The sequence below is a fragment of the Kordia sp. genome (genome assembly GCF_022447245.1).
Lineage (GTDB): Bacteria > Bacteroidota > Bacteroidia > Flavobacteriales > Flavobacteriaceae > Kordia.
On the sequence record NZ_JAKVBC010000005.1, the window covers coordinates 28315 to 40199 of the forward strand.

Below are 11885 nucleotides of genomic sequence, written 5' to 3' on the forward strand. Positions count from 1 at the left end.
TTTTTTAATGTTAATTAATTCGATTTTATAAAGCCTGATTTTAGCTTCTTGAAGGATATACTCCAACCAATGCAATGATAAAGTTCACAGCTTCAAAAGGATTTCTAATATAGAAAGATTGACTTCCTCCAGTTGATAATGTATTTCCAGTAATACTAACAGAATTAGCTGCCATAGTTGTTGAATTAGTTATTCCGTTATATAAACTAATATCACCAGTACTAACTTGTGCTACACCAAAATTAGCATTCGTAGGATCATCTGTAGTTGCATCTTCATCATTTACCATAATACTACCATTTAATGTAGCTCCACTATGCGAGTGATTTGGCATTTCTAATACATTTAAAGTGTGGTATTCTACACCACCTCTTTGTCCTAACTTAATAGAAGAAAGTCCTGGTCCTGTTCCTGGGTGAATTGCACTTCTACCACGTAAATCTGGTAAAGCAAATGTTGTTCTACCGTCACCTCCATAAGTTGTTCCTAAAATAGAAAACAAAGCCGTGTTTGATGAGATAGCTAATAATTGTCCGTTACATAAACCCCAACCTCTTGGGGCAAAGTTTCCACCGAACATAACAATTTCTCCGATAAATGGATCCATAATAATATAGTTTATAAGGTTAAAAGAATAAAGATAGCATTTTTTATTAAATGCCTATATTTCAAAAATATGAGTATTACGTCATTAATATGATGGTCAAATTACTCAAAATTAAAAACAGGTAGAATTACGTAATTCTTAATGTAAATTAATTTTTTAAGTAAGAATTGTAGAAAGTAGATTCATATATTTTACTATTTTTAAGCCATACTAACTACAAAATTTAATAATTATGGATTCAAATTCAGGAGAACAAAAAGCGGGATTTATTTACCCACCAAATGCAATTCCTTTAAGTACAGCGTCTGAATGGACAAAAGCATGGAGAAACAGAACATCAGTTGAGGAAATCAATGGTTTTTTTATTCCTATGACAGACATTGTAGAAGCACAAACAGAACTTGGAGTGAGTAATATGCGTGGCTATATGGGAATAGACTCAACTGGAACACACCATTTGCTTCTTGTGGGTGTTGATGCCAAAGGAAATGATATGATTGACGAATCTAAAGGTCAATTTGTATATGATTATACCAAACCTTGTCCGCAACAATGTGGTGATGGAAACGTATTAAATGGAGGAGAATAATTTATGTCGTTATTAGATATATTTTCTGATAGTTCAACAATACTATTATTGTTGAATGCTGTACTTTATGCTAAGTATATACTATCAAAAGATTTGACATATAAATATTTTGCTATTTATTTAATACTAATGGCAGTAAATCAAAGTTTTGTCACTATTTTTTTTGAATTAGAGATAGATAATACATTTCTAGCCAATACATTCATGATAGCTCAGTTTATTTTGTTAAGTCTATTCTATTATGCAATCTTTGAAATGCAAAATAGAAGAAAATATATATTAATTATACTAATAATTGTATCAATAATCTTAGGAGTTCAATACATTTGGACTCCTAATTTATTTTTTAATTATAATACTATAGGAATTATTGCTACTTCATCCATTCTTATATCATATGCAATTACTTATTTTTTCTATTATATTGGAGATAAAGAACTCAAACTATATTTAGTAAACAGTGGAATATTAATTTATCTTTTAGGAACTATTTTAATCTTTTCTATTGCGAATGTTGGTTTAAAAATTGCTCGAGATATAGAAGTGGCCTTATGGATATTAAATGCTTTTATTTATCTTGTATTTCAAGTGATTATTACTACACAATGGTTTGTTGATCGGAAAAGAAAGAAAAATATAAAAAATTAGTTGTAATGGATTCACTTTTTATAGAAGATATTGGAGTTATTACAGTTGTAATTTTTGGGGTAGTCCTTTTATTGGTAATGGGATTGACACTAATTCTGTTTTTCTACCTATCACGAAAAAAAATCATTCAAAAAGAACTTGAAAAGAAAACATTAGAACTCAATCATCAAAAAGAAATGCTAAAAGCTACAATTGTAGCACAAGAAGCCGAACGCAATCGTATTGCACAAGATCTACACGATGCCATTAGCGCTAAACTAAATGTAGTTTCCTTAAGCGCTAATTTTCTGTTAGAAGAAGAAAATGTTACTGAACAAGAAACATATGAAATCATCAATCACATGTTAAAAGTAACGAATAAAACGATTGAGAGTTCTCGAAAAATTGCACATAACTTATTGCCGCCAATTCTAGAAAAATTTGGACTTGGTGCAGCGTTAGAAGAATTGTGTGATGAATTTAACAACAGTAAAAAAGTACAAGTTTCCTCAAAAATAGAGTATACAACAGGAAGACTCTCCAAAGATAATGAATTGCATGTCTTTAGAATTGTTCAAGAACTCATGAATAACTCTATGCGCCATGGAAAAGCAAAAGGAATTGAATTAAATTTTAATCCCAAAGAAGAAAATTTATTCTTGTATTATAAAGACGATGGCTTAGGATTTGATACTAAAAAAATAGGAATTCAAAAAGGATTAGGGTTGCGAAATATAGAAACTAGAGTATCTTTACTACAGGGCGAAATTAGCTATCACAGCGAAAAACAAAAAGGAGTAGAAGTAGAAATTACCATATAAATTACAACATCATGGATACACCAATTATAAAAATAGCCATTGCCGACGACGAAGCTCTGTTTAGGGCAGGAATGTCGTTCATACTTACACGTGTAAAAAACTTTGAAATTGTTTTTGAAGCTGAAAATGGTTCAGACCTGATAGAAAAATTGAAAGTTGCTACAGAATTACCAGATGTCATATTGATGGACCTAAAAATGCCGTTGCTTAATGGTGTTGAAAGCACTAAAATTCTACAAAAAGAATATCCAGAAATAAAAGTTATAGCAGTAACGAGCTATGATGGTAAATCATTTATTACAAATATGATTGATGTTGGAGCTTCTTCATATCTACTTAAAAACACATCGCCAAAAGTAGTTGTACATACCATCAATGAAGTGTATGACAAAGGATTTTATTATGATGAGCGTGTGCTAAAAATTATTCACAAAAACCTATTATCTGCTAAAAGCAAACGCATAAAAAGTGATTTAGATAACAATCTACTCACAAAACGAGAAAAAGAAATTTTAGAACTTATCTGCAATCAATATACGACCAATGAAATTGCAGATAAGCTCTTTATCAGTCCACGTACAGTGGAAGGGCATAGAAATAATTTATTGCTCAAAACAGAATCTAAAAACGTGGCTGGTTTGGTAATTTATGGAATTCAAAAAAAGCTGATAGAGTTATCACCTGATTTTTAAATTTTCTTAATTGACAATTTTATGACGTATCCATTACTATCAATTTTACACTTTATAATTTGACAGAAAATAACTCATTACAAATCATAAAAACAGAGCTTAGAAATTAAATTCTAAGCTTTTTAATTATCCAGAATATTATCTTTACTTTTGGGGCTTACAAGCAGCATTACATGAAGAAAAATATATTCATTGCCATAGAAGGTATTGATGGAAGTGGGAAAAGTACACAAGCAAAAAACATTGCTAAAAAACTAGAAGGAGATGGACACAAAGTATATCTTACATTTGAACCAACAGATATGCGTATCGGGAAAATGATTCGCAGTATTTTGGGCGGAAAAGAAAAAGCAGACGAAAAAGTAATTGCAGCTTTATTTGTGGCAGATAGATTGGATCATTTACTGCATGAAACTGAAGGAATTCTCAAAAAAATAGAAGAAGGTTATACCGTTATTACTGATCGCTATTACTTCTCTTCATATGCGTATCATGGAGCGCATATCGATATGGATTGGGTTATTGCTTCTAACAAAATGGCAGCAAATACCTTAAAACCTACCGTAAATATATTTGTAGATGTTTCTCCAGAAGTTGCTATGGAGCGTATTAATTTAAACAGAGATTCAGTTGAAATATACGAAACGCTAGACAACCTAAAAGCAGTGCAAACACAATACCTAAGAGCATTTGATAAACTCAAAGAAGAAGAACATATTGTAGCTGTAAATGGTGATAAAACTCCTGAAAAAGTTACAGAAGCACTTTGGGAAGTCATTCAAAAAGAAATAAAAGACTTCTAAAAAAGACTTAAAATACTAAATACTACAAAATCTCTTCAATTGAAGAGATTTTGTGTTTTATAAAATAATATAACTGAGTTTACTACATACTTTCAAAGGGCTCAGAATAACAAAACCGTGTTTTCCCTAAAAGTAAAAGTTTTTTCTCCCTAAATAAAAACCGTGTTTTTCCTGTGTCAAATTAGCGAATTGACTCTAATAAATCGGAATAAGGATATATAGATTTGTTTTCGTAATCAATAAGTGGAAAATGATTAATAAATTCGTAGATAAGTTAAACTCTGATGGGCTTGTTACCTATATCAATACGTTGGCAGGTATCACCGTAAAGTTAGGAGCACAAAATGTTGCCGATGTTGATTCTGACGAAAGCGATATTGATGGAGATAATTTACTTATAACGATAGTGCGTATTGAGGAAGAAAGTACTTTAAAAAACTTTCCAAATAAAAGACTCGTGGAAAATGGAGGCGCTTTTCAGGTAGATAATCGTTTTCCAAAAATTCATCTCAACTATTACCTATTATTCTCTTGCACATTACAATATGACAAAGCAGTAGCAGTCATACACAAAACAGTTAAATTTTTTCAACATCTAAAAAAGTTTGCTTTCACAGCAGATGAAGATGATATAGAACTCAATATGGAACTATGTTCACCAAGTTTTGAGCAACTCAATAATATTTGGGGAATGTTAGGTGGAAAACAAATACCTAGTGTACTCTACAAAGCAAGAGTATCAGCACTTGAAAGAGACATTGAAAAACTAGCATCAGTAATCACAACGATTGGAGGAGAACAAAAGCACTATGAGTAGATTTAGTTACATATACGCACCGCTAACCACGGTGAGATTAAACCATGAAAACGAGTTAGAAGCACAAAACTATGTAAAAATCTATCCAAGCAAAGCTTCTGAAGCACTCATCCAAAAATACAAACTTGTGGTAAAACTGATACCCAAAGGTTTTGTGCTTCTTTATAAAAAGCAAGAAGAATTTGTGGCGCAAACGGTAGAAGAAACCTTTATGATTGGCGAAGAAGAAGTCACAGACCAACGAATTACTGAATATGTATCTAGTACGCCAGATCCAACATATTCAAATTGGTTACCTGGTGTAGTCGATTTTAATTTAGAGTTCTACGCAATTGCTGATAAAGAATATAAAAATGATACCGATTGGGACAATCTAGCATTGAGCGACTTTGTAGTATACAGTGCAACTGATTTAAATGGAACCATTACCACTAATACTACAATAAACGAACGAATACAACCAGATGCTATTTTGCAACTCAATATTACTGATACAAACATCTCAACACCAGTTTCATTGGCGTTTGAAGTTAATATAAATCCATAGATACTTATAACAATAACGTTAATGTCGAATTACATTTTAATTAAATACTAACAAAACTTTTAAATCATAAATATTATGCCTAGTACATTAAAAACACCAGGAGTTTACGTTGAGGAAATTGTGAAATTTCCACCTTCCGTAGCACAAGTTGAAACGGCTATACCTGCATTTATTGGGTATACTGAAAAAGCAACAAATAAGCTTCCAGGAGATCTAAACAATATTCCCACACGAATTACATCATTATTAGAATACGAACGTTTCTTTGGAGGCGCCAAAGCTGAAACGACAATTACTGTAACAGTAACTGAGGACTCAGATAATAATAAAACTATTGCTGTAACACAGCCTACGGCAAAGGAACCTTTTATAATGTACTATTCAATGCAATTATACTTTGCTAATGGAGGAGGTCCATCTTATATAGTTTCTGTAGGACGTTATGGAAGTGTACTAGCTGATAGTGAAACAGCAGTAACAGGAATAGCAGATACAGTTGCACTAAAAGCTGGATTAGATGAAGTTGCAAAAGTAGATGAGCCAACACTACTGTTATTTCCTGATTTAACTAGAGCAGATAGTATTGATACAAGTACATTTTATGGACTATACAATGATGCATTGACGCAATGTAATAAACTACAAGATAGATTTACAATAATAGATACACTTAGTTATGACGGATCAACTTCTACAGATCCAAATGTTGCAGCATTGCGCAGTGGTATTAGTTTAGGGAAAGACTTTGTAAAGTATGGAGCAGCGTATTATCCACACTTAGAAACCATTCTAAATTATACCATTAGTGAAACTGGAATCTCAGTAGTACATACAGGAGGAAGTTCTCCAGCGCCATTAGCACAAGCAAAAGCGAATGCAGCTAAAGATATTTTAGAAGGATATACAACAGATGGAGTTTTAGCGGACTTAGAAACAACTATGGAAGCTGCCATCACAGCTTTAGCAGGAGCTTCAGATGATTCAGGAGCTTTAGCTTTAGTGCCAGATGTCATCAATGCAGTTGATGCGATTATCGCGCATTTAGAAAATGTAATCTCTGAAGCTGAAAAATTAGTAGATGCAGGTAGAGATGCTGCAGATGCCTCGTCTGTCCCAGCAGATACTGCAGCAGTAACAGCAGCTGTAAATGCTTTGGATACAGTAATTACATCACATGTACGTAGTGGAATTGTAAGCTTAGAAGGAGATAAAGATAGTTTAAGTGCTGCAGCAGATCAAACAGAAGCAGATACAGCAGGAACAAGTGCTAACGGAAATGTTGACGCACTAGACATAGCTGTAGAAATTGATGCAAGAATTGCGGCAATCATCACAGCAATTGATACCATTGTAACAGCAGGTGGAAGTGCAGGAATCTTAAATGGAAAAACACTTGCAGAAGTTGAAACCTTAGATAATTCAACATACAACAAAATCAAAACAGCTATCAACAATTTGCCAATGGAATTACCTCCAAGTTCAGCAGTTGCTGGAGTATATGCTAGAGTAGATAGTACAAGAGGTGTTTGGAAAGCGCCAGCAAATGAAGGATTAAGCTATGTGGTAAAACCAACAGTTCGAATTACTAACGATATTCAAGATGGATTAAATGTAGATACAACTACAGGAAAATCAATCAATGCAATTCGCTCATTCACAGGTAAAGGAATCCTAGTTTGGGGAGCAAGAACTTTAGCAGGAAATGATAACGAGTGGAGATATATTTCAGTAAGACGCTTCTTCAACATGGTAGAAGAGTCTGTAAAAAAAGCAAGTGATCAATTTGTATTTGAAGCGAATGATGCCAACACTTGGGTTCGTATCCGATCAATGATTGAAAACTTCTTAGTCAATCAATGGAAAGCAGGAGCATTAGCAGGAGCTACAGCTGATGAAGCATTTTATGTAAAAGTTGGATTAAACCAAACCATGACTGCAGATGATATTCTTAATGGAATTATGAATGTAGAAATTGGAATGGCAGTAGTACGTCCCGCAGAATTCATCGTATTGAAGTTCTCTCATAAAATGCAAGAATCATAATTGATTAGTAATAACTAAAAAGAAGAAATAAATCATTAAAAACATAAAACTATGTCATATCCATTACCAAAGTTTCACTTCCAAGTAGAATGGGGAGGAACTAAAATCGGTTTTCAAGAAGTGTCAGGACTCGATTATGAAGTCGAAAAGTTAGAGTACAGAGATGGGGCAAGCCCAGAATATAGCAAAATTAGCATGCCAGGAATGGTAAAATTTACAGATATCGTATTAAAAAGAGGTGTGTTTAAAGGCGATAATGAATTTTTTGAGTGGATGAAAACGGTCAAACTTAACAAAGTTGAACGGCGTGATATCACCATCAGTCTATTAGATGAAGAACATGCGCCTGTAGTAGTTTGGAAAGTATTAAACGCTTGGCCATTAAAGATTCAATCTACAGACTTAAAAGGAGAATCAAACGAGGTTGCTATTGAAACATTGACTTTAGCACACGAGCGTATAGAAATTAGCAATGAAGGATAATCCAAATTATGGCACTTTTTGACAATTTTAAATATCCAGTTTCTGGCTTTCACTTTGTAGTCTACTTTAATGGACTCTTACCAAATCCTGTTGACATGAGTTTTCAGTCAGTATCAGGATTGAGTGTAACGGTTGAAACAGAAAGCTATGCAGAAGGTGGAGAAAATAGATTTGTTCATGAAATACCAAAAGGATTAAAATTCAGCACGCTAATACTCAAAAGAGGTCTCAAAAGTGTACCGTCATCCGTAGCAAAATGGTGTGAAGATGCGTATGAGAAATTCGAATTCAAACGCTTAAATCTAATCATCGTATTGCTCAGCGAAAATCACCTTCCTATCAAAACATGGAATGTAGTCGGAGCTTATCCTATCAAATATGAATTGGGAGAATTTAATGCCGAAACGCAAAGCATACTTATAGAAACCTTAGAGTTAAAGTATGACTATTTTAAACTCTTACTATAACAAAACTATAATGGGAATCGAAATAAAAAACTTGCGTATCAAAGTAAATGTCAACGCTCAAAAAGAGGAAGAAATGTCATTGGTTAAAGAAGAACGTTCCAACTGGACGTCTCACGAAATCATGACAGCCGTTTCAAAAATGATCACTAACAAAAAAGAACGCTAATCATGTCTATACTTGGAGAATTAGAAAAAATGCTCATATACAAGCTCGACGATAAGGGAAATAGACAAGGCGAGCCAATCAAAGTTACGATCAATCCAGAAGGATACAAAGAGTCGTTTTCTGTAGAATACAACCAAGACCAAGAAGCAAACTCAAGCGGTAAAAAACCAAAATTCGTCAAAGTAAAACCGGGCGACTTTACCTTTAAATTACTATTTGATGCTACAGGAATCTTTGAAATTGTAGACTTAAATCTTACAGATACACTCAACAGTATCGCAGCAGACATTGCAGGATTCAATCCATTTCAAGACGATCAGGCTAGTGAAAAAAATGTAGTTACAGAAATTGATAAAATCAAAGAACTAGTCACATACAAAGGCGAAATGCACATGCCGTATGAACTAGAAATTGCTTGGGGGTCATTAAATCTTAAATGCTTCCTCATCAAACTAGATATCGATTACAAACTATTTAATACCAAAGGATATCCAATTCGAGCGGTAGCAACACTAACCTGTAAAGACAGTACAGCAGACAAACTTCGTCAAGCAGCAGTAAACAAACAATCTCCCGATTTAACACACATTCGTCGTGTACAAGAAGGCGATACTTTACCGCTGATGAGTTATAGAATTTACGGCGATCCAAAATACTATTTGGAAGTTGCTAGGGTAAATAACTTGCTCAATTTTAGAAATATAGAACCGGGAACTGAATTATTTTTTCCACCATTAAATAAAACGCAAAGCGCATGAGTTTAGTCGGAGACATATCGACAGATCAACAAAACTTAGTCACATTTACAGTGCTCATTGGAGATGCGGAAGAAGAAGTAAGTGCAACCTATGGTGTAAAAACCATTACGGTAGAACGTACGTGCAATCGAATCCCAACAGCAACTTTAGTCATTGTAGATGGTGATAGCGTAACGCAAGAATTTGAAGCAAGCAATGCACCGTCATTTGCACCCGGAGAAAAAATTCATATCAAAGGAGGTTATGACTTTGAAGACAAAACACTTTTCAAAGGAATCATTACCAAACATGCCATAAAATCAAATAACTCAACAAATTATTTGATCATTGAGTGCAAAGACGAAGCGTTCAAAATGACGCAAGCACGCAAAAATAAAATCTTTTATGAAGCTACTGAAAGTGATGTAGTTGGTGATATAATTAGTGAAAATGGATTAAGTGGATCTATGACATCAACATCATACACACATCATGAAATCGTTCAGTATCAAGCAACAGATTGGGATTTTATTCAATGTAGAGCACAAATCAATAACATGCTATGTTTCGTACAAGACGGAGAAATTAAAATAGAAGCACCAACCCTAAGTGGAAGTGTGTTCACGGCAACTTTTGGTGATAATGTTTTCTCTTTTGATGCAGAAATAGATGCCCGTAATCAGTATGATACGTTTGAAGCATCTGCCTGGAACTATTCCAATCAGGAATTGGTTACCAAAACAGCGAGTAATAACGGATTAAATACTGCTGGAAATCTAGATTCAGGAACACTTGCAGAAGCGGCTGGAGGAAATACAGTCACACTCACACATACAGGAGATATTCCAGACGAGATACTAACGTCTTGGGCAGAATCTAAAAGTATGTATCAGCAACTCGCTAAAATATGCGGAACCGTAAAAGTACAAGGAACAGAATTGGTCGTGCCAGGAAAAGTCATCACACTTGCAGGAATGAGCGATCGCTTTAACGGAGACGTATTTGTATGTGGTGTTCACAATACAATTACTGACGGAAACTGGCTCACAACGATAGAATTTGGATTAAATCCAGACTGGTTTGCCGAAACCTACGAAGTAAGTCAATTGCCAGCTTCAGGAATGTTACCAGCCATTGGAGGATTACAAATAGGAGTCGTATCAGCCTTAGAAGGTGATCCAAAAGAAGAGCACAGAATCCAAGTAAAACTGCCAATCATAAGTCCTGATGAAGAAGGAGTTTGGGCACGTGTACTAACCATGCATGCAGGAGAAGAATTTGGTGTACACTTTTTACCAGAAATCGGGAACGAAGTCCTAGTAGGTTTCTTAAATGACGATCCAAATCAGGCAGTAGTCTTAGGTTCATTATTCAGTAATACGAATGTTTCTCCAGTGAAATATTCAGATGATAATTTTGAAAAAGTAATCAAGACGAAAAGTGAACTCAAAATTACCATGAATGATGAATTGAAAAGCATCAAACTGGAAACACCAGCTGAAAAAATAATCAATATAGACGATGATGAAGGTGTTATCACATTAGAGGATGAAAATGGAAACAGTATCACTATGAATTCTGACGGAATCACGATTGAATCTGCAAAAGACATTATCATCAATGCAGCACAAGGAAATATAACCATGGAAGCCATCAATATAGAAATGGCTGCTTCTGCAGAATTTAAAGCAGAAGGAGCTACGGCAACTTTAGAAGGTTCAGCCACCACAACCATAAAAGGAGGAATCGTACAAATAAACTAAAACAAAAAAACAATGCCACCAGCAGCAAGAATCACAGATATGCATATATGTCCAATGACAACAGGACCTGTTCCACACGTAGGCGGACCAATATTGCCACCAGGAGCACCAACCGTACTCATAGGCGGATTGCCAGCCGCAAAAGTAGGAGATATGTGTGTATGTACTGGACCACCTGATAGTATTGTGGCAGGCTCAGGAACAGTATTGATAGAAGGAATGCCAGCTGCAAGAATGGGTGATTCAACAGCACATGGAGGCACGATAATATTAGGAGAACCAACTGTATTAATAGGAGGATAACATTATGGATTCATCAATAGCAGCATACTTAGGAAAAGGATGGGATTTTCCACCAACGTTTCTAAAAAATCAGGGAGAAGTCAAAATCATTTCTGATATAGAAGACATTGAAAAAAGTTTACACACCATCATAACCACGCGTAGAGGCGAACGTGTAATGCGCCCAAGATTTGGTTGCGATCTTACAGACCAAATATTTGAAAATCTTAGCGCAACGCAAATGACCATTATGAAGAATAGAATTGAAGAAGCCATCATTCTGTACGAACCAAGAGTTGAGGTCATCAAAATAGCATTAGACACACAAAACTTTCTAGAAGGGAAGTTTCTAATCAAAATAGAATATCTAATAAGAGCAACAAACACAAGGAGAAACATTGTATTCCCTTACTATATAACTGAAGCAACAGACATTTAATC

Annotated in this window: 16 protein-coding genes; 15 read left to right on the top strand and 1 reads right to left on the bottom strand. The window is 34.5% G+C overall.

The window, feature by feature from the left end:
* Positions 1-40: 40 nt before the first annotated feature.
* Positions 41-607, bottom strand: a complete 567-nt coding sequence (locus MK119_RS05135) for a tail fiber protein (RefSeq protein ID WP_290671521.1) — start codon at positions 605-607, stop codon at positions 41-43.
* Between the two features lie 232 nt (positions 608-839).
* Between MK119_RS05135 and MK119_RS05140 the strand changes: the two genes are divergently transcribed.
* The 15 genes from MK119_RS05140 (at position 840) to MK119_RS05210 (ending at position 11883) form a co-directional block, all read left to right on the top strand.
* The gene (locus tag MK119_RS05140) at positions 840-1196 is read left to right on the top strand and encodes a hypothetical protein (RefSeq protein ID WP_290671522.1); all 357 of its coding nucleotides are present in this window, start codon (positions 840-842) and stop codon (positions 1194-1196) included.
* Positions 1197-1199: 3 nt separating this feature from the next.
* The gene (locus MK119_RS05145; RefSeq protein WP_290671523.1) at positions 1200-1844 is read left to right on the top strand and encodes a hypothetical protein; all 645 of its coding nucleotides are present in this window, start codon (positions 1200-1202) and stop codon (positions 1842-1844) included.
* A 5-nt stretch (positions 1845-1849) separates the two neighbouring features.
* Positions 1850-2644, top strand: a complete 795-nt coding sequence (locus MK119_RS05150; protein WP_290671525.1) for a sensor histidine kinase — start codon at positions 1850-1852, stop codon at positions 2642-2644.
* A gap of 11 nt (positions 2645-2655) precedes the next feature.
* Positions 2656-3336, top strand: coding sequence for a response regulator transcription factor (locus MK119_RS05155; protein WP_290671527.1), 681 nt, complete (start codon positions 2656-2658; stop codon positions 3334-3336).
* A gap of 173 nt (positions 3337-3509) precedes the next feature.
* Entirely contained in the window at positions 3510-4139 is a 630-nt protein-coding gene (gene tmk / locus MK119_RS05160; RefSeq protein ID WP_290671529.1) for a dTMP kinase, read from the top strand.
* Between the two features lie 250 nt (positions 4140-4389).
* The gene (locus tag MK119_RS05165; RefSeq protein ID WP_290671531.1) at positions 4390-4956 is read left to right on the top strand and encodes a Pvc16 family protein; all 567 of its coding nucleotides are present in this window, start codon (positions 4390-4392) and stop codon (positions 4954-4956) included.
* Positions 4949-5503, top strand: a complete 555-nt coding sequence (locus MK119_RS05170) for a hypothetical protein (RefSeq protein ID WP_290671534.1) — start codon at positions 4949-4951, stop codon at positions 5501-5503. Before MK119_RS05165 ends, MK119_RS05170 begins: the two co-directional genes overlap by 8 nt.
* A gap of 75 nt (positions 5504-5578) precedes the next feature.
* On the top strand, positions 5579-7546 hold the full coding sequence (locus MK119_RS05175; RefSeq protein WP_290671536.1) for a phage tail sheath C-terminal domain-containing protein: 1968 nt from the start codon (positions 5579-5581) through the stop codon (positions 7544-7546).
* Between the two features lie 51 nt (positions 7547-7597).
* Positions 7598-8029 carry a phage tail protein gene (locus MK119_RS05180; RefSeq protein WP_290671538.1) on the top strand — a complete coding sequence of 144 codons (432 nt, stop codon included), beginning with the start codon at positions 7598-7600 and terminating at the stop codon, positions 8027-8029.
* Between the two features lie 8 nt (positions 8030-8037).
* Positions 8038-8496 (top strand): phage tail protein, encoded by a 459-nt coding sequence (locus MK119_RS05185; RefSeq protein ID WP_290671540.1) that lies wholly within the window; start codon positions 8038-8040, stop codon positions 8494-8496.
* A gap of 10 nt (positions 8497-8506) precedes the next feature.
* Positions 8507-8662: a hypothetical protein gene (locus tag MK119_RS05190; protein ID WP_290671542.1), complete on the top strand. Its 156-nt coding sequence runs from the start codon at positions 8507-8509 to the stop codon at positions 8660-8662.
* A gap of 2 nt (positions 8663-8664) precedes the next feature.
* A complete protein-coding gene (locus tag MK119_RS05195; RefSeq protein ID WP_290671543.1) occupies positions 8665-9420 on the top strand; it encodes a LysM peptidoglycan-binding domain-containing protein in 756 nt (251 codons plus the stop codon).
* Entirely contained in the window at positions 9417-11162 is a 1746-nt protein-coding gene (gene vgrG, locus MK119_RS05200) for a type VI secretion system tip protein VgrG (RefSeq protein WP_290671545.1), read from the top strand. Before MK119_RS05195 ends, vgrG begins: the two co-directional genes overlap by 4 nt.
* 12 nt (positions 11163-11174) lie before the next feature.
* Entirely contained in the window at positions 11175-11465 is a 291-nt protein-coding gene (locus MK119_RS05205; protein ID WP_290671547.1) for a PAAR domain-containing protein, read from the top strand.
* A 4-nt stretch (positions 11466-11469) separates the two neighbouring features.
* Positions 11470-11883 (top strand): GPW/gp25 family protein, encoded by a 414-nt coding sequence (locus MK119_RS05210; protein ID WP_290671548.1) that lies wholly within the window; start codon positions 11470-11472, stop codon positions 11881-11883.
* The last annotated feature ends 2 nt before the right edge of the window (positions 11884-11885 follow it).